The organism is Amaricoccus sp. W119 (assembly GCF_047275745.1).
Classification (GTDB): domain Bacteria; phylum Pseudomonadota; class Alphaproteobacteria; order Rhodobacterales; family Rhodobacteraceae; genus Amaricoccus.
Window position 1 is genome coordinate 1 of record NZ_JBKQWU010000018.1, and the last position, 17,770, is coordinate 17,770.

17 protein-coding genes are annotated in these 17,770 nt (G+C 68.3%); 3 read left to right on the plus strand and 14 right to left on the minus strand.

The annotated features are described in order from the left end of the window. The 9 genes from ACLJK8_RS11385 to ACLJK8_RS11425 all read right to left on the minus strand — a co-directional run. A partial coding sequence (locus tag ACLJK8_RS11385) for a transposase (protein WP_413150384.1) occupies positions 1-253 on the minus strand: 253 nt, incomplete at its 3' end. Between the two features lie 195 nt (positions 254-448). Continuing rightward, positions 449-1,324, minus strand: a complete 876-nt coding sequence (locus ACLJK8_RS11390) for an ATP-binding protein (protein WP_413150385.1) — start codon at positions 1,322-1,324, stop codon at positions 449-451. After that, entirely contained in the window at positions 1,321-2,142 is an 822-nt protein-coding gene (gene tatC / locus ACLJK8_RS11395) for a twin-arginine translocase subunit TatC (RefSeq protein ID WP_413150386.1), read from the minus strand. The genes ACLJK8_RS11390 and tatC overlap by 4 nt, the downstream gene beginning before the upstream one ends. A 4-nt stretch (positions 2,143-2,146) precedes the next feature. Further along, entirely contained in the window at positions 2,147-2,677 is a 531-nt protein-coding gene (gene tatB / locus ACLJK8_RS11400; protein ID WP_413150387.1) for a Sec-independent protein translocase protein TatB, read from the minus strand. A 6-nt stretch (positions 2,678-2,683) separates the two neighbouring features. After that, complete coding sequence (locus ACLJK8_RS11405; protein WP_413150388.1) at positions 2,684-2,905, minus strand: twin-arginine translocase TatA/TatE family subunit; 222 nt, start codon at positions 2,903-2,905, stop codon at positions 2,684-2,686. A 136-nt stretch (positions 2,906-3,041) separates the two neighbouring features. After that, positions 3,042-4,193, minus strand: a complete 1,152-nt coding sequence (locus ACLJK8_RS11410) for an ABC transporter ATP-binding protein (RefSeq protein ID WP_413150389.1) — start codon at positions 4,191-4,193, stop codon at positions 3,042-3,044. Between the two features lie 91 nt (positions 4,194-4,284). Beyond that, entirely contained in the window at positions 4,285-5,064 is a 780-nt protein-coding gene (locus ACLJK8_RS11415) for an SDR family oxidoreductase (RefSeq protein WP_413150390.1), read from the minus strand. 12 nt (positions 5,065-5,076) lie between these two features. Continuing rightward, positions 5,077-5,703, minus strand: coding sequence for a ParA family protein (locus ACLJK8_RS11420; protein ID WP_413150391.1), 627 nt, complete (start codon positions 5,701-5,703; stop codon positions 5,077-5,079). Between the two features lie 119 nt (positions 5,704-5,822). Next, a complete protein-coding gene (locus ACLJK8_RS11425) occupies positions 5,823-7,511 on the minus strand; it encodes an alpha/beta hydrolase (protein ID WP_413150392.1) in 1,689 nt (562 codons plus the stop codon). A gap of 112 nt (positions 7,512-7,623) precedes the next feature. On the opposite strand from ACLJK8_RS11425, the gene ACLJK8_RS11430 reads away from it, so the two are divergent. Continuing rightward, positions 7,624-8,235, plus strand: a complete 612-nt coding sequence (locus ACLJK8_RS11430) for a LysE family translocator (RefSeq protein ID WP_413150393.1) — start codon at positions 7,624-7,626, stop codon at positions 8,233-8,235. 78 nt (positions 8,236-8,313) lie between these two features. Continuing rightward, positions 8,314-9,921 (plus strand): peptide chain release factor 3, encoded by a 1,608-nt coding sequence (locus tag ACLJK8_RS11435; protein ID WP_413150394.1) that lies wholly within the window; start codon positions 8,314-8,316, stop codon positions 9,919-9,921. A 32-nt stretch (positions 9,922-9,953) separates the two neighbouring features. Here ACLJK8_RS11435 and ACLJK8_RS11440 read toward each other — a convergent pair whose 3' ends face one another. Then, positions 9,954-10,745, minus strand: a complete 792-nt coding sequence (locus tag ACLJK8_RS11440; protein WP_413150395.1) for a ferredoxin--NADP reductase — start codon at positions 10,743-10,745, stop codon at positions 9,954-9,956. Between the two features lie 289 nt (positions 10,746-11,034). Between ACLJK8_RS11440 and ACLJK8_RS11445 the strand changes: the two genes are divergently transcribed. Further along, on the plus strand, positions 11,035-12,909 hold the full coding sequence (locus ACLJK8_RS11445) for a DEAD/DEAH box helicase (protein ID WP_413150396.1): 1,875 nt from the start codon (positions 11,035-11,037) through the stop codon (positions 12,907-12,909). A 184-nt stretch (positions 12,910-13,093) separates the two neighbouring features. Here ACLJK8_RS11445 and ACLJK8_RS11450 read toward each other — a convergent pair whose 3' ends face one another. From ACLJK8_RS11450 to nuoN, 4 genes are read right to left on the minus strand one after another with little or no spacing between them, the layout of a single operon-like run. Further along, the gene (locus ACLJK8_RS11450; RefSeq protein ID WP_413150397.1) at positions 13,094-14,767 is read right to left on the minus strand and encodes a ribonuclease J; all 1,674 of its coding nucleotides are present in this window, start codon (positions 14,765-14,767) and stop codon (positions 13,094-13,096) included. A gap of 10 nt (positions 14,768-14,777) precedes the next feature. Beyond that, a complete protein-coding gene (locus tag ACLJK8_RS11455; RefSeq protein ID WP_413150398.1) occupies positions 14,778-15,545 on the minus strand; it encodes a type III pantothenate kinase in 768 nt (255 codons plus the stop codon). 12 nt (positions 15,546-15,557) lie between these two features. After that, on the minus strand, positions 15,558-16,322 hold the full coding sequence (locus ACLJK8_RS11460) for a biotin--[acetyl-CoA-carboxylase] ligase (RefSeq protein ID WP_413150450.1): 765 nt from the start codon (positions 16,320-16,322) through the stop codon (positions 15,558-15,560). Positions 16,323-16,324: 2 nt separating this feature from the next. Further along, positions 16,325-17,764 (minus strand): NADH-quinone oxidoreductase subunit NuoN, encoded by a 1,440-nt coding sequence (nuoN, locus tag ACLJK8_RS11465; RefSeq protein ID WP_413150399.1) that lies wholly within the window; start codon positions 17,762-17,764, stop codon positions 16,325-16,327. Between the last annotated feature and the right edge of the window lie 6 nt (positions 17,765-17,770).

Sequence of the window (17,770 nt, forward strand, 5' to 3'; positions counted from 1 at the left end):
CTTCGGACACCGCTCGCAGGAGCCGATCCCAGACACCGGCCTTCCGCCAGCGCACGAAGCGGTTGTAGCAGGTGGTGGGTGGGCCGTAGCGCTCCGGGATCTCCGACCAGGGCGACCCCGTCCGGAACCGCCACAGCATGCCGTTCAGAACTCGGCGGTCATCAACACGGGGAACTCCGCGCGGCTTGTTCGGCAACAGAGGCGAGAGGACCGACCATTCATGGTCGGTCAGTTCGTACCGGCGACGTGTCATCCAGGGCTCCCTCAGTTTCGAGCCTTGAATCAGCCACACAGCAAAACGCCAACCAGATTTATGGCTTTGCCGCCTAGNACCGACCATTCATGGTCGGTCAGTTCGTACCGGCGACGTGTCATCCAGGGCTCCCTCAGTTTCGAGCCTTGAATCAGCCACACAGCAAAACGCCAACCAGATTTATGGCTTTGCCGCCTAGCCTGCGGCGTCCAGTTTCACGCCGCGCCGGCCTGCGAGGTCGGTCACGTACTGCCAGGCGACGCGGCCCGAGCGGCCACCGCGGGTTTGACTCCATTCGATCGCCTCGGCGCGCAGATCCTCGTCGCTGATCTCGATGCCATAGGCGTCGCAATAGCCCCGGATCATGGCGAGGAAGGCGTCCTGCCCGCAGGAATGGAAGCCGAGCCAGAGGCCGAACCGGTCGGAGAGCGAGACCTTTTCCTCCGTGGCCTCGGAGGGATTCATCCCGGTCTGGCGCTCGTTCTCGATCATCTCGCGCGGCATGAGATGACGGCGGTTCGAGGTGGCGTAAAGCACGACATTCTCGGGCCGGCCTTCGATCCCCCCGTCAAGCACGGCCTTCAACGACTTGTAATGGCTGTCATCCTTGTCGAAGCTGAGATCGTCGCAGAAGAGGATGAACCGGTGGTCGGAGCCGCGAAGCAGACCGAGCAGCCGGCCGATAGAGGGCAGGTCCTCGCGGTGCAGCTCGATGAGCTTCAGCCGCCCGCCTGTCGCCCGCGCGCCCTCGGCATGGGCGGCTTTCACGAGGCTCGACTTGCCCATGCCACGCGCACCCCAGAGCAGCACGTTGTTGGCCGGGAATCCGCGCGCGAACTGCAGCGTATTGGCAAGGAGCGTATCGCGCGCGCGGTCGACGCCGACCAGCAGGCCGATTTCCACCCTGGCCACGCGCGGCACGGGGTCGAGCCGGTCCGGGTTGACCTGCCAGACGAAGGCATCCGCCGCGTCGAGATCGGGCGCCGCGGCGGGCGGCGGGCTGACCCGCTCCAGCGCCTCGGCGATCCGGCGGAGCGCTTCGGCGTCGATCCGGCCCTCATCGAGACTCATGCCTGCGATTCCTCGTCCCAGAGCCCCTGCGCCTTGAGCTCGGCCTCCCGCTTGCGCTCGAAATAGCGCACGAGGATGATCGAGACCTCGTAGAGCGGATAGACCGCCATGAAGAGCGTCACCTGCGACATCACATCGGGCGGCGTCGCGAGCGCCGCGACGAGCAGCAGCAGGACCACCGCGTAACGCCGGAACCCGGCGAGCTGTTTCGCGGTGACGAGACCGGCGAGCCCCATCAGCGTAAGCAGCACCGGCAGCTGGAAACAGAGGCCGAAGGCGATGATGAACTTCATCGTCAGGCCGAGATACTCGTTGATCGTGCCGAGATATTCGATCTCGACCTGTTCGCCGGCGATCTCGCCGGTGCCGAACTGCTGGAAGCTCAGGAAGAAATCATAGGCGAGCGGCATCACCACGTAGAAGGCGAAGCTGGCGCCAAGCAGGAACAGCGCGGGCGATGCGATCAGGAATGGCATGAAGGCCCGTTTCTCCTGCCGGTAGAGCCCGGGCGCGACGAAGCGCCACAGCTGGAAGGCGAGATAGGGGAAGGCGATGATGAACCCGCCGAAGACCGAGATCCGCACCTGGGTCATGAAGCCCTGCTGCAGCCCGGTGAAGATCATCTCCGGCCGCTGGCCATGCGCGATCAAGAGCTTGTAGAGCGGCGCGGCGAGGAAATTGAAGATCGGTCCCGCCACGGTATAGGCGAGGATCATGCAGATGCTGAAGGCGATGACGCAGCGGATCAGCCGCGTCCTGAGCTCCGCCAGATGCTCGATCAGCGGCGCGGTGGTGTCGTCGATATCCTTGTCGCTCATCGCGCTACGCGGCCGAACCCCGGCCAGCCTCCCCATCGCCGGCCGATGCCGTGTCACCCCCGGAAGGCCCCCGCGTCGCCTTGGATTCCGCGCCCCGCGGCTCCTCCGTCCCGTTGGACTGCTCCGCCCCCGACCGAGCGGTGGCCGGCTGAGCCGCCCCCGACTGCGCGGACGAACGGGCGGGCGCCGAAGGATCGGGCACGAGCGCGTCCGGCGCCGGCTCCGCCGGCGCGGGCGCCGAAGGATCGGGCACCGCGGTCGGCTTCTGCGACACCATCGACTTGGCGAGCTTCCGGGCACCGCCCGTCGCATTGTCGAGGCCGCGGTCGATCGCGCGCAGGCTCTCGGACATTTCGCTCACGCCGGCTTCGTTCGCCGCCTGTTCCATCGAGCGCTGGAACTCCCGCGCCATGCCGCGCGCCTTGCCCATGAAGTTGCCGACCGTCCGGAACATCGCGGGAAGATCTTTCGGACCCACGACGATCAGCGCCACGAGCCCGAGCAGGAACATCTCACCCCAGCCGATATCCAACATGGCGGATCAGACTTTTTCCTTCTCGGGCGTGATGTCGCGCGCCTGGTCGGCGGCCGCCGACTTCCGGTCGTTCTCGAGCTCGTCCGAACCTTCCTTCATCCCGCGCTTGAAGCTCGTGATGCCCTTGCCGACTTCGCCCATCAGGCCCGCGACCTTGCCGCGGCCGAAGAGCACCAGCACGACCACCGCGATCAGGAGCAGGCCGGCCGGACCAATGTTGTTCAACATCTCTCGCCTCCATCGAGCAGCCGGGACACATCGGTCCCGACGGAATGAAAGACATATGGTGAATGCGGGAGACGTTCAAACCCCAAACGACGCCGCGACCGCACTAACGAGTGATGTGGAGCAATGACGCGGCGCGTCAATCCGCCGCCGCGAATACGAAACAGCGCTCACGGGCCGGCGTGACGAGGAGGGGCGTGCCGGGCGCCGGCAGGAATGCCCCGGGCAGGGTCGCGGTCATCCGCGCGCCATCCGCCGCCATCGCGACTTCGACAAGACTTCGCGTCCCCATGAACCGCGAGCGGATGACCAGGCCGCGCGCCGGGAGCTCTCCGAGCCGGGCGACCCCGGGACTTTCCGGCTCGACGCGCAGATGCTCGGGCCGGATCACCACCTCGACCCGCGCGCCCTCCGCCAGCCCGGGCGCGTCGAAGGCGCCGAGCGGGGTTTCGGCGCGATGACCGCGCACGGTCCCGCGGGTGACGTTGATGTCCGAGAAGAACATCGCCGCGCCCCGGTCGACGGGGCTGTGGTAGATCTCGTAGGGGGCGCCGCGCTGCAGGATGCGGCCCGCGCGCATCAGGGCGATCGTGTCGGCCATGCGCATCGCCTCCTCCGGCTCATGCGTGACCAGCATCACCGCCGCGCCTTCTTCCTTCAGGATCGCCAGCGTCTCGTCGCGGATGCCGTCGCGAAGCCGGTTGTCGAGCCCCGAGAACGGCTCGTCCATCAGCAGGATGCGCGGTCTCGGCGCCAGGGCCCGGACCAGCGCCACGCGCTGCTGCTCGCCGCCCGAAAGCTGGTGCGGGTATTTCTCCGCGTGCCCGCCCATCCCGACCCGGTCGAGCAGCGCCCGCGCCCGCTCGGCGCGCTCCGCCGCCGGACCACGCAGGCCGAAAGCGACGTTGCGCGCGACGCTGAGATGCGGGAAGAGCGCGAAATCCTGGAACATGAGCCCCACCGCGCGCGCTTCCGGCGGCAGATGCGTGGCGCCTTCGGAGACGACGCGGCCCTCGATCGCGACGCGCCCGCGGCGCTGCCGCTCCACCCCGGCGGCGATGCGGAGCAGCGTCGATTTCCCGCAGCCGGACGGCCCGAGCAGGCAGATGATCTCCCCCGCCCTGAGCGTCAGCGCGATGTCGGATAGGACGGGAACGCCACCGAAATCATGACTGATCGCGTCGATCGCCAGACGGACCGGACCCGGTTCGAACGCCCGCGCCGGCCCGGCTTCTGTCCAGCTGGCCCGCGCTTCGGCGAGGTCGGAAGGGTCGGAATAGTCTCGCTGCATCTTCGATCACGGGGGCCGGATTCTCCGACGAAAAGCATCGGATTTGCCTCGATAGCAGCTAGCCGCCCCCGCCTGCAAGTCCCGGGCCGTCTCAGAGCGTGCTGTTGAGCGCGCCCCCGTCCAGCAACAGGTTCTGGCCAATGATGAAACCGGCGTATTGCGAGCAGAGGAAGGCGCAGGCCGCGCCGAATTCCGCCGGGGTGCCGTAGCGCCGGGCGGGGATCGCCGCCGCGCGCCTGTCCCGCGCCTCCTCCCGGCTGATGCCCTCGGCCTTCATCACGCCGGCGTCGAGCGAGGCGGCGCGGTCGGTGTCGTGGATGCCGGGCAGCAGGTTGTTGATCACGACGCCGCTCGGCGCGACCTGCCGGCTCGTGCCCGCGACGAAACCGGTGAGGCCGGCGCGCGCCGAGTTCGAGAGGCCGAGCGCGGCGATCGGCGACTTGACCGACTGCGAGGTGATGTTGACCACCCGGCCCCAGCCGCGCTCCATCATCCCCGGCAGCGCCGCCTGCATGAGCGCGATCGGCGTGAGCATGTTGGAATCGATCGCCTTGATGAAATCGTCGCGGCTCCAGTCCGACCACATGCCCGGCGGCGGGCCGCCCGCGTTGGTCACGAGAATGTCGGGCGCGGGACAGGCGGCCATCACCTCGGCGCGCACCGCCTCGGTGGTGATGTCGCCCGCCACGGTCGTGACCGTCACGCCATATCTTTCGCGGATCTCCGCCGCCGTCGCCTCCAGTGCCTCGGCGCCGCGCGCGTTCAGCGTGAGCGCGACGCCCGCCTCGGCCAGCGCCTCGGCGCAGCCGCGCCCCAGGCCCTTCGACGCGGCGGTGACGATGCCGCTCCGACCCTTGATCCCGAGATCCATGCCATCTTCTCCCTATTCGAGCGCGGCCAGCACCGGCACCCATTGTTCCCTGAGCGGCTCGAGCAGCCGGCGGCGGTCGTCGAAGATGCCGAGCCCGCGCTCGGCAAGCTCGGCATAGGCCGCGCGTTCCGTGATCCAGCCGAGCGGCTCCTGATCGATGCGCGCCAGCGCGGTCCGCAGCCGTTCGGTCGCCCGCCCGCGCGTCTGCGCCCGGTTCGCGAGCACGCGGAGACCGACCTTGCCCTTGCGCACCCGCTTCATCTCCTCGAGTTCCTTCAGGAAGCGCCGGGTGGCGTCGATGTCGAAGAACGAGGGCATGACCGGCACGATCAACTCCTCCGTCTCGGCGATGAGCTTGCTCGCCCGCCCGCCCTTCAGGGCGCCCGGCGCGTCGATCACCAGCCACTCGAGCCCCTTCGGCGCGTCGCCGATCTCGCCCGCGTCGGTCCAGTCGAGCCCCCGCAGCGTGGCCGCGTCGGCGGGCCGCGCCTTCAGCCAGCGGAGCGCCGATTTCTGCGGATCGGCGTCGGCGAGCGCGACCGCGCCCCGCCCCTGCGCGGCCAGCGCCGAGGCGATGGTGATCGCCACCGTGGTCTTGCCGACACCGCCCTTGCGGTTTGCCACCAGGATCGTGCGCATCTCTTCCCCCGCCGTTCTTGTTCTTGCCGCGACGTGCCCCGGCCGCCTGCTCCGGCCCGCGCCGGCCGCCTGTCGAGAGCGCCAAACTACCGGCGCCGGCGGTGGGCGCAACCCCGGTCTCAGAACGGCGCGGGACGGGCCTCGAAGATCCGCCGCAGCGCCTCGGCCCTTTCCGGCGACCAGCCCGGCGGATCGACCACCGCCGCCCAGCCGGTGATGTAGTCGGGCGCGATGTAGAAATGCCCGTAACCCGGCGTCTCGAGCGCGATGGCGGTGTCGAGCGCGAGCTGCAGCATGGTCACGACCGGAAACCAGCGCAGCCGGGGCGAGACATCCGGCGCGCGCGGTTCATTCAGGAACGCCGGCGGGCGGAAGGCGCTGTCGAAGGTGAAGAGCACGATCGGGTCGCTGCCGTAGTTGAGGAAGACCAGCCGCGTCGGCCCCCAGGGCGCGAAATCCCCGTCGAGGAATTCACCGTCGAGACCGCCCTCCTGGTTCATCGTCCGCACCAGCGAGCCATTGCCCCAGCGCGGCCGCCAGACCGGGCTCTCCGGGTCGCGCCGGTCCCGCACATTGGCCCAGAGCGGGCTGAAGAAGGGCGAGCCGGCCCAGAGCGCGCCCTGGATCGGATTGCCCAGCATGTCGAGCAGCGGCAGCGTCGCCTCGGTGTTGAAGGCGCCCTGACTCAGCCCATGGACATAGAATTCCGGACGCTGGTCGCGGGGCAGTTCGTGCCAGTAGTCATAGACGAGGTTGAAGAGCTCGCGCGCCTGCTCGATCCCCTTCGAGCTGTCATCGATCAACGAAAGCACGCTCGTCAGATAGGAATACTGCACCGCGACCGTCGCGACATCGCCGCCGAGCATGAATTCGACCGTGTCATGCCCGCCCGGGTCCATCCAGCCGGTGCCGACCGGAACCGTCACGATGATCGCCGAACGCTCGAAGGCGCCGACCCGGATCATCTCGTCGAGCGCGATCCGCGCCCGCTCGCGCGCCGTGGGAGCGGCTCCCCGGCCGACATAGACCCGGATCGGGTCCGCCGCCCCGGCCCCGAAGAAGGCGGAGATCTCCTCGCGGGTCGGGACGGTCGCGATATAGGACCGCCCCCAGCGCCCCATCTCGTTCCATTTCACAAGCGAGGCCGGGCTCCCGGTCTTCTCCGGCGCGCGCGGCTGGGGAATGTCGGGCTCGATCCGCGCATCCGCCGCCGCGAAGGATGCGTTCGCCGCCTCCATGAAGGAGCGCAGCACCGATCTCTGCACCGCCGTCCAGACGAGAACAAGCACCAGCGCGGTGCCGATCACCGCCCCGACCCGCGGCGGGAGCCCGCGCGAGAGCAGGCCCGTCACCCGGCGGATCGCCCAGCCGATCAGGCGGAAGACGAGCCAGAGCGCGACGAGGAACACCGCCGCGATCCCCGCCACCTCCATCGGATAGGAGCTCTCGACCGGCGCCGCCCCGGTCACCGCGCGCGTCGCATTCTGCCAGCCCGTCACCCGGGTGAGCGCGAAGACCGCGAGCGCGAGACCGATCGCCGCCGCGGCGAGCCGGATCGGCCCTTTCGCGGAGCGCCGGCCCACCGGCATGCCGAAGAACCGCCAGATCCACTGGAGCCCGCCGCCGATCTCGTGGCCGATCGCCGCGACGACGCCGCCGAGCACGCCGAGCAGCATCGGGTCCCGCGGCATCAGCGACGGCGTGAGAGAGGCGCCGAAGAACGCCCCCGCGAGCACGAGGCCGAGCGGCGAGATGTTCGGCCAGGCAAGATCCCGCGCCGCGGCGGTCCGCTCCGTCGCCAGGGCCATCGGTTGCCTCCCCCCGAGATACATCATCAATCGCATCGCCGGATTCCCGCTAGCACGGAGCACCGTCGCGATCTATCTTCCGCCGGACCCGCCCGCGCCCGGACATGCCGCCATGATCGACCTTTCCTCCCTCATCCTCTTCGCCGGCGCGCTCGCCATCGCCTCGGGGTCGCCCGGGCCATCGATCGCCGCGCTTGTCGCCCGCGTGCTGAGCCGGGGGCCGCGATCGGTGCTGCCATTCCTCGCGGCGATGTGGATCGGCGAGGCGATGTGGCTCACCGCCACCGTCTTCGGCCTGGCGCTTCTGGCGCAGACCTTCCAGACCGCCTTCGCCGTCCTGAAATGGGCGGGCGTCGCCTATCTGCTCTGGCTCGCCTGGAAGAGCTGGAGCGCGCCGGTCGGCCCGGCCGGGTCGCTGCCGAGCGCGGGTTCGGCGTGGCGGCTCTTCGGCGCCGGGCTCGCCGTCACGCTCGGCAATCCGAAGATCATGGTCTTCTACCTCGCACTCCTGCCCTCGATCCTCGATCTCGGCGGCGTGGGCATCGGCGGCTGGCTCGAACTGACGCTGGTCATGGCCGCCGTGCTCATCGTCGTCGATTTCGCCTGGGTGCTGGCCGCGGCGCGGGCGCGGATGCTGTTCCGCTCGCCCGCCGGCCAGCGGCTCGCGAACCGGCTTTCCGGCGGCATGATGGCCGGCGCCGCCGGTGCGATGATCGCCCGCTGAGGGCGCCCTGAACGCCCCCTGAGTACTCTCTGGGCGCCGCCCCTTTTCCCCGGCCCGCGGCGCCAGTATAGGAGCGCCATGCTGGACCGTTCATCAAATCACCCGCCGCTGCCGCCCGAGATCGCGCGGCGCCGCACCTTCGCGATCATCAGCCACCCGGACGCGGGCAAGACCACGCTGACCGAGAAGTTCCTGCTCTACGGCGGCGCGATCCAGATGGCGGGGCAGGTGCGCGCCAAGGGCGAGGCGCGGCGCACGCGCTCGGACTTCATGAAGCTCGAACAGGACCGCGGCATCTCGGTCTCGGCCTCGGCGATGTCGTTTCCGTTCCAGGACTGGTGGTTCAATCTCGTGGATACGCCGGGCCACTCGGATTTCTCGGAGGACACCTACCGCACGCTGACCGCCGTGGACGCGGCGATCATGGTCATCGACGGCGCCAAGGGCGTCGAGAGCCAGACGCGCAAGCTCTTCGAAGTCTGCCGGCTGCGCGACCTGCCGATCCTCACCTTCTGCAACAAGATGGACCGCGAAGCCCGCGATACCTTTGAAATAATCGACGAGATACAGCAGGAGCTGCAGCTCGACGTCTGCCCCGCCTCCTGGCCGATCGGTCAGGGCCGCGACTTCCTCGGCTGCTACGACATGCTCAACGACCGGCTCGAACTGATGGACCGCGCCGACCGCAACAAGCGGGCGGAGAGCGTGAAGATGGATGGGCTCGACGATCCGCGCATGGCCGATCACATGCCCGCCAACATGCTCGCGACGCTCCGCGAGGAGGTCGAGATGGCGCGCGAGCTTCTGCCCGCCTTCGACCAGCAGGCGATGCTCGACGGGAACCTGTCGCCGATCTGGTTCGGCTCGGCGATCAACTCCTTCGGGGTGCAGGAGTTGATGTCGGGCATCGGCCGGTTCGGCCCCGAACCCGCGATCCGCCCCTCGGCGAGCCGCGAGGTCGGCCCCTGGGAGCAGCCGGTGACCGGTTTCGTCTTCAAGGTCCAGGCGAACATGGACCCGAAGCACCGCGACCGGGTGGCCTTCGTCCGCCTCTGCTCGGGCCATTTCGAGCGCGGCCAGAAGCTGCTCCACGTCCGCTCCGGCAAGCCGATGGCGGTCTCGAACCCGGTGCTCTTCCTCGCCGCCGACCGCGAGATCGCCGAGGACGCCTGGGCCGGCGACATCATCGGCATCCCGAACCACGGCCAGCTTCGCATCGGCGACGCGCTGACCGAGGGCGAGACGCTGAAATTCACCGGCATCCCCTCCTTCGCGCCCGAACTCCTGCAATCCGTGCGCTCGGGCGATCCGATGAAGGCGAAGCATCTCGAAAAGGCGCTGCTGCAATTCGCCGAGGAAGGCGCGTCGAAGGTCTTCAAGCCCAATATCGGCTCGGGCTTCATCGTCGGCGTCGTCGGCCCCCTCCAGTTCGACGTGCTCGCGAGCCGGATCGAGCAGGAGTACGGGCTCCCGGTCCGGTTCGAGCCGACGCAGTTCACCTCGGCCCGCTGGATCTCCGGCCCGAAGGACAGGATCGAGGCCTTCGTGAAGGCGAACAAGGGCCACATGGCCGAGGACCACGACGGCGACCCGGTCTACATGACGCGGCTGCAATGGGACATCGACCGCGTGGAGCGCGATTTCCCCGAGCTACGCCTGACGGCGGTGAAGGAAATGATGGTGTGAAGCAGGGCGGACCGAGGTCCGCCCGATCGGCCTCAGTCCACGAAGGCCTTCTCGATGACGAAATGCCCCGGCTCCGAGTTCGAGCCTTCGAGCATCCCGGCCGCCTCGCAGAGCGCCTTGTGATCCTGCAGCATCGCCATCGAGCCGCAGATCATCACCCGGTCGGTCTCCGGGTTGAGCGGCGCGCCGGTCGCCTCGGCGAAGCGGCCGTCCCGGATCCAGTCGGTCATCCGGCCCATGAGTTCGCTCGGCTGCCGCGTCGTCGTCGCCAGGAACCGGAGCTTGTCGCCGACGACCTCGCGCAGAAGCTCGTCCTCGCGGACCTCCTTCATCAGCGCATGGCCGTAGTCGAGTTCGCCCACGTCGCGGCAGGTCTGGGTCAGCACGACCTCCTCGAACCGCTCGTAGGTGTCCGGATCGCGGATCACGCTCGCGAAGGGCGCGATGCCGGTGCCGGTCGAGAACAGGAACAGCCGCTTCGCCGGCAGGAGCGCGTCATGGACCAGCGTGCCGACCGGTTTCGGCCGCATCACGATCTGGTCGCCCTCCTGAATCGACTGCAGCCGCGAAGTCAGCGGGCCGTCATCGACCTTTATCGAATAGAATTCCAGATGCTCCGCCCAGGAGGGCGAGGCGATCGAATAGGCACGCAGCAGCGGCTTGCCCTCGACCATCAGCCCGATCATCGCGAATTCGCCCGAGCGGAACCGGAACCCGGCCGGACGCTCCGCCGAGAAGGAAAACGTGCGGTCCGTCCAGTGACGGATGTTGCTCACCGGAAGCAACGCCATGCCCCGCAGGGCCTTTTCCACTACCTCGTTCATACCTGACAAACTCCCTCGAATCTCGCCTCCAATACACCTCCTTCGCGCCAGCGGAAAGACTTCGAGAAGGCCCCGGCGGCCCGAAACACCGTTAAAATGCTCTATTTTACGGCATTTCCGCGGCTTTTTCCGATGATTTGGGCACCAACCGTGCCGGAATCGACCGTCCCGATTGACCAAAGCCGCCGCGGCGCATATATGTGCTCCCACGAAGGGAGCTTCAATCCGGAAGCTCGGGGCCGCGTGAACTGTGCGGCCATCAAGCCGCGAACACAGCGAAACGGGCTACATGACCAAATTCAATGACCTCGCCTTGGACCCCAAGGTACTCAAAGCCGTATCCGAAGCCGGGTACGAAACCCCGACACCGATCCAGGTACAGGCGATCCCGCACGCGCTCGAAGGGCGCGACGTGCTCGGGATCGCGCAGACGGGGACCGGCAAGACCGCCTCCTTCGTCCTGCCGATGATCACGCATCTCTCGAAGGGCCGCGCCCGCGCCCGGATGCCGCGCAGCCTCGTGCTCGCACCTACGCGCGAACTCGCCGCGCAGGTGGCGGAGAATTTCGAGAAGTATTCGAAGCATGTGAAGCTCTCGATGGCGCTGCTGATCGGCGGCGTGAGCTTCAAGGATCAGGACAAGCTGATCGACCGCGGCGTCGATGTGCTGATCGCGACGCCGGGCCGGCTGCTCGACCATTTCGAACGCGGCAAGCTCATGCTGACCGGCGTGCAGATCATGGTCGTGGACGAGGCCGACCGGATGCTCGACATGGGTTTCATCCCCGATATCGAGCGGATCTTCAAACTGGTCCCCTTCACGCGCCAGACGCTGTTCTTCTCCGCCACCATGGCGCCGGAGATCACGCGGATCACCCAGGAATTCCTGCACAATCCGGTCCGGGTCGAGGTCGCGCGCCAGGCGACCACCTCGGAGACGATCGATCAGTACGTCTGCAAGCACACGCCGAAGCGCCGCGACGGCGCCGACCGGGACAAGCGCGAGGTGCTGCGCCGGCTGATCCGCGGCGAGGGCGAGACGCTCACCAACGGCATCATCTTCTGCAACCGCAAGCGTGACGTCGACGTTGTCGCCAAGTCGTTGAAGAAGCATGGTTTCGACGCGGCGCCGCTCCATGGCGACCTCGAGCAGTCGATGCGGATGAAGATCCTCGGCGATTTTCGCGACGGCGCGCTCAAGGTGCTCGTCGCCTCCGATGTCGCGGCCCGCGGGCTCGACATCCCGAGCGTGAGCCATGTCATCAATTTCGACGTGCCGATCCACTCCGAGGATTACGTGCATCGCATCGGCCGCACCGGACGGGCCGGACGGGCCGGGAAGGCGATCACCATCTGCTTCCCGCATGAGGAGAAGTACCTCGCCAAGATCGAGGAACTGGTCAAGAAATCGATCCCCATCCTCCCGAGCCCGCTCGGCGCCGCCGAGACGGCGGGGGACGAGGAGACCGACGCGGCCGCCCCGGCGCCCCGCAGGTCCGAACGCGCCCGGCGCTCCGAGTCGCGCCGCCCCGAGGCACGCGCGGGCGACGATCGCGGCGACACCCGGACCCGAACGCAATCCGAGCCCTCGCGGCCCGAGCCTTCCCGGACCCGCGGCGACAAGGCCGAGCGCGGCGGGCGTCAGGGACGCCGCGAGGACCGCTCCTCGGTCGTCGGCATGGGCGATCACGTTCCGGCCTTCCTGATGCGGGAATTCCGCCTCGATCCCCCGCTGGCAGCCACGCCAACGGCGCCCGAACCGGCGGCCAAGCCGACCAGACGGCGCGCGGCCGCCAAAGCCGATCCGGTCGAGGTAGAAGCGGCCGTGGCGGCGCCAATGGTGGAAGACATGGCGGTGGAAGACGCGGCGAACGGGACGGCGGCCGAAGTGACCGCTTCGGAGCCGGCGGCCGAAACGCCCGCCGCGAGCGCCGAGAGCCGCGCGGCCGAGACACCGGAGGCCAGCGTACCGGAGGCCGAAGCAGGCGCGACCGACGTTCTGCCGACGGAGCCTGTGGAGGCCGAGACGGTAGCAGCCGAAGCAGGCGCCGAGGGCGAGGCCAAGGAGAGCCCCACGCCGGCCAAGAAGCCTCGCGCTCCGCGCCGCCGCGTGACGGCGCGCGCCAAAGCTGCGGAAGTGGAGCAGACCGCGCCCGCCGCCTGACCGTACCGAACTGCCAGTGGGGGACGCTCAGCACGCGCGCGCCCCGCGAATCTTCAGAGCCTCCGGCGCGCCGGAGGCTCTCTTGATTCGGGCTCTCGCCCCCATGATTCAGGCTCTGGACCCCCGGCGCCCCGCACCACGGGATCGGGCCACCTCGCGGCCAGCGATCCCGCGCTGGCCGCGTTCAGGCCTCGAGCCTGCTGATCATCACCGTGCAGACGGGCTTCTTGCCGATCAGCTCGTTGCAGCGCCGCGAGACGGTACGCCCGACGATCTGCTCGATGGCGTCGTCATCGTCGAGATCCGACCGCTTCGCTCGGTTGAGCTCACGCCCGATGTCATCCTCGAGCGCGCCGGCGAGCCCGTCGCGGAATCGCTCGACATCCGGCAGACCGACCGTCTCGACCCAGGCGCCGCCGATCGGCTTGCCACCCTCGTCGATCAGGATGCTGACGATCACATGGCCGCGGACCGCCATGCGGATGCGCTCCCGCACGATGCCGTCCAGCGCGCCGATGAGTTCGGTCCCGTCGAGATAGAGCCGCCCCGTCTCCACCTTCTCGGCGAATTTCGGCGCCGGCCCGGTCAGATCGAGCATGGCGCCATTCGGCGCCACCACGCCGACGTAACCCCGCGACTCCGCGTATTCGGCATGTGTGGTCAGGTGACGGTGCTCGCCATGCATCGGCACGATCACCGAGGGCCGCAGCAGATCCTGCATCACCGCGAGGTCCGGCCGGTTGGCGTGGCCCGAGACGTGATAGCGGCCATCGGCGTCGTCGACGATCCGCACGCCCTTCTCGCTCAGCGCGTTCATGATCCGGTTGACGCTGATCTCGTTGCCCGGGATCGTCTTGGACGAGAAGAGGAAGGTATCGCCCGGACGAAGCTCCAGCCCCATGTAGCGGCCGACCGAGAGTTGCGCCGCGGCGGCGCGGCGCTCGCCCTGGCTTCCGGTCGCGAGCACCAGAAGCTGGCTGCGCGGCACCGAATCGGCATCCGAGACATCAATCGTCGGCGGAAAGCCCTCGAGCACCTCGGTAGCGCGCGCGGTCTTGAGCATCGTGTTCATCGCGCGGCCGAGCACCACGACCTGCCGCCCCACCGCGTGCCCCGCCTCGGCGAGCGTCCTGAGCCGCGCCACGTTGGAGGCGAAGGTCGTCGCCACGACCATCCCCTCCGCCTCGCGCATCAGCGCGCGGATGGGCTCGGTCAACGTGGCCTCGGAGCGGCCCGGATGCTGCGAGAAGACATTCGTCGAATCGCAGGTCATCACCTTGACGCCCTGATCGCCAATGCTCCGGAACACGTCAGGGTCGAAGGGGTCACCGACGACCGGCGTCAGGTCGGTCTTGAAATCCGCGCTGTGCAGGATACGGCCCGCCGGGGTCTCGATGACGAGGCTGGAACTCTCGGGAATGGAATGCGAGACCGGCACGAAGCCGACCTTGAACGGTCCCGCCTCGACCATATGCGGCCAGGGGTTGACCTGACGCACCTCGCTCGTCGGCTGCCCCGCGCGTTCCATCTTGTTCTGCGCGATCGCGGCGGTGAAACGCCGCGCGTAGACCGGAGCACCGAGCCGGGCCCAGAGCATCCCGAGGGCGCCGACATGATCCTCATGCGCGTGGGTGATGAAGATGCCTTCGAGCCTATCCGCCCGCGCCTGTACCCAGGCCGGATCGGCCATGATGAGATCGACCCCGGGCGTCGAGTCCATGTCCGGGAAGGTGACCCCGACATCCACCAGGATCAGCCGCTCGGCGTCGCGCGGACCATAGCCGTAGAGATACATGTTCATGCCGATCTCTCCCGCGCCGCCGAGCGCGAGATAGATCAGCCTTTCCTTGCCTGCCATGATCCCGGTGCTACTCCTCGTTCAACCGGTCGATGAGAACGAGCCCGTGGATCGTGAGCCCCGTATCGACCTTCTCCAGTACGTCTGTCCCTTGCGCGAAGAGGGTGGACAGTCCCCCGGTTCCAATGACCGTCATCGGGGTTCCGCGTTCGGCGCGGATGCGCGCGCAGAGCCCCTCGATCAGAGCGACATAGCCCCAGTAGATGCCCGACTGCATGCAGGCAACCGTATTCGTTCCAACGACATGCTCCGGCCGCGTCACATCGATGAAGGGCAAGGCGGCGGCGGCGTCGTGCAGTGCCTTCAACGAGAGGTTGACGCCCGGCGCGATCACCCCGCCTTCATAGGCGCCGTCGTGGCCGACCACGTCGAACGTGGTCGCGGTGCCGAAATCGACGACGATCAGATCGCCGCCGTAGCGGTCATAGGCCCCGACCGTGTTGACGAGCCGGTCCGCCCCCACATGCGTCGTCGGATCGACCCGGACCGGCACGCCGAGCTTCACGTCCGGCTTGCCGACGACCTTCGGCCGGGTGTGGAAATATCGGTCGGCGAGCACGCGCAGGTTGAAGACGACCTGCGGCACGACCGAGGAGATCACCACCGAGCGGACCGAGGGATGGAGCCCGTGGTGCTCGAAGAGCTGTCCAAGCCAGACGAAATACTCGTCCGCCGTCCGCTGACGGTCGGTACTGCAGCGCCATTCGGCGATCAGCGCGGCGCCGTCATGGAGCGCGAACACGGTATTGGTGTTGCCGACATCGATTGCGAGCAGCATCGCGCGGAATCCTCAGCCGGGCACGAAGAAGACGTCGGCGGCCCGAAGCGTGATCCGGCCCTCGGGTGCCGCGAGCACGAGCGCGCCCTCCGCGTCGATCGTCTCGAAGAGGCCGGAGATTTCCCGGTCCGGCAAACGCGCGACGATCGGCTCGCCGATCCGGGCCGCGCGCGCGAGCCAGGCGGCGCGGATCGGCTTGAAGCCTTCGCGGGTCAGCCGCGCGTCCCAATGCGCGAAGGCCGGAGCCAGCAGGTCGAGGAACTCCTCGGGCGTCGGCGCCGCGCCGACCGTGCCGGCGAGACTCACCGGCCGCGTGGCATCGGCGCCGAGGCTCTCCGCCTCGGGGGCCGAGCGCAGGTTGACGCCGATCCCGACGGCCAGCGCGATACCGCCGCGCCCGGGAACCGTCTCGCTTTCCAGCAGAATCCCCGCCAGCTTCCCGCCGGAGAGCAGCACGTCATTTGGCCATTTCAGTGCGAAAAGCTCTGGCCGGCCGGTCACGTCGACCAGCGCGTCGAAAAGCGCCAGCGCCGCCACGAAAGACCGCTGCGCCGCGCTGGTCGCGTCGCCGTCCACGAGCGTGTAGAGGCTCGCCGCGAAATTGCCCTGGTCCTGATGCCAGCTCCGGCCGCGCCGTCCGCGGCCGGCGGTCTGGCGCGCCGCGAGAATCCATGCCGGATTCCGGTCGCCGGCCTTGCCCCGGCGGAGCGCCTCGGCGTTGGTGCTGTCGATCTCGGCGTGGACCTCGCGGCCGACGCCCCCGGGCCATTCGCTCATGCTCACGGTACGAGCGTCGCGGCGGCGGAAGCGGCGATGGAATCGACGCCGAAGAGGTTCACCACCCCGAGCACCATCACCAGCGCGGAAACGCTGAGCAGGCCCCAGTGCATGGTCGGCATCCGGCCGTTCAACCCGTCCGCCGGCTCGCCGAAATACATGAGATAGACGATGCGGAGATAATAGTAGGCGCCCACCACGCTCGCGATCATCCCCGCGATGGCGAGCCAGATCAGCCCGGCATCGATCGCGGCCTTGAGCACGTAGAACTTGCCGAAGAAGCCGACCAGCGGCGGGATGCCCGCGAGGCTGAACATCAGCACGCCGAGCGCGGCGGCGCGCATCGGCTCCACCCGCGAATAGAGCCCGAGCGAGGCGATATCGGTCACCGGCTGCCCGTCCTTCTCCATGTTCAGGATGAAGGCGAAGACGCCAACGTTCATCACCACGTAGATCGCGAGATAGATCAGCAGCGACTCGACGCCGAGGACCGTGCCCGAGGCGAGACCCATCAGCGCGTAGCCCATGTGGCCGATCGAGGAATAGGCCATGAGCCGCTTGATGTTGGTCTGGCCGATCGCCGCGACCGCGCCGAGCGCCATGGAGGCGACGGAGAGGAAGGCGAGGATCTGCTGCCATTCCGGCACCGCGCCGCCGAAGGCGGAGAAGAGCACGCGCGCGAACATCGCCGCCGCCGCGACCTTCGGCGCGGTCGAGAAGAAGGCGGTGACCGGCGTCGGCGAGCCTTCGTAGACATCCGGCGTCCACATGTGGAACGGCGCCGCCGAAACCTTGAAGGCCATGCCCGCCGAGAGGAACACCAGGCCGAAGATCAGGCCGAGCGAGAGCGGCCCGTCCTGCCCGACGATCTGCGCGATCCCGTCGAAACTCGTCGTGCCGCCATAGCCATAGACCAGGCTCGCGCCGTAGAGCAGCAGCCCGGACGAGAGCGAGCCGAGCACGAAGTATTTCAGCCCCGCCTCGGTCGAGCGCACGCTGTCGCGGCGGAAGGCGGCGACGACATAGAGCGCGAGACTCTGCAGTTCGAGGCCGAGGTAGAGCACGATCAGATCGTTCGCCGAGACCATGACCATCATGCCGACCGTGGCGAGCAGGATCAGGACCGGGAACTCGAATTTCAGCATGTCGGTCCGCGCGAGATAGTCGACGCTCATGGCGAGCGTCGCGGCGGCGCCGAACAGGATCATCACCTTCGAGAACCGGGCGAAGCCGTCGTTGATGAACGAACCGCCGAAGGCCGTCGTCGTCTCCGAGGGCTGAAAGCCGACCCAGAGGCCGAGCAGCACGAGCAGGACCACCGCGGCCCAGTGCGCCCCCCGGCTGACATCCGTACGCGCATAGGCGCCCCACATCAGGCCCGCCATGGCAAGCACCGCCAGGATGAGCTCGGGGGCGACTACGCTAAGGTCCTGGTTCAACATCTGGGT